Annotated in this window: 1 protein-coding gene; it reads right to left on the bottom strand. The window is 58.7% G+C overall.

Annotated features, from left to right (window positions below; translation table 11 throughout):
* A partial coding sequence (locus VI25_RS25420; protein WP_201783378.1) for a hypothetical protein occupies window positions 1-750 on the bottom strand: 750 nt, incomplete at both ends.

Here is a 750-nt window from a genome sequence, read left to right as displayed (position 1 = left end):
CCTCGGGAATATCCAGCAGCTTACGGTATTTATCGGCTACAGCTTGGGGCTGCTTCTTGCCGTTCACGGTCAGGCCCGAGTCGTTGAGTTGAAATTGGAAGCCTTTTTCATCGGTGCTGAGCAAGCCATCTTTGCGCAACTCAGCACGAATCTGGTCGGAGTCGAGCTTGGGCGCGCTAGGGGCCCGGGGCGGCAGCGGCACATCGGGCACGCCTGGGGCCGACGGAGCAGGTGGGGCCGGCGGTGCGGGAGGAGCTGGCATCGTGCGGCTGGTAGTGCGGCTCGAAGTCTGGCGGTTAATTACGTAGGAGTTTTTGGGGCCTAGCTTACGGCCGGTCTGCTTTTCTACCAGCTTCAGGTACTTGTCGCGCAGGGCTGCCGACTGCTTTTTACCGTTTACGGTCAGTGCAGTACCGCTCAGGCTAAACTGAAAATTGTTGTCGTCTTTGAGAATGCCATCCTTGCGCAGTTCCCGGCGCAAAGTTTCTTCCATGCTGGTGATACCACCCCGAAGTGCGCTTCCTGTTACAGTAGTTGGGCGCCGCCCTAGTTCTGCCTCCGAACGGCGCATTTCTCCTTCGTGGCGACGCATCTCGCCTTCGTGGGCCCGCATTTCGGCTTCCAACCGCCGCATTTCAGCCTCATGACGACGCATCTCGGCTTCTAGCTTCCGGTGGGCAGCCTCAAATTCTTGCTCATTGCCACCCGCCTGCGACTGACCTTGACGGGCGTTTTCTAATTGCTCACGAA

It is taken from the genome of Hymenobacter sp. AT01-02, from assembly GCF_000961955.2.
Taxonomy (GTDB): domain Bacteria; phylum Bacteroidota; class Bacteroidia; order Cytophagales; family Hymenobacteraceae; genus Hymenobacter; species Hymenobacter mucosus.
This window is presented reverse-complemented; position numbering and strand designations above follow the sequence as displayed.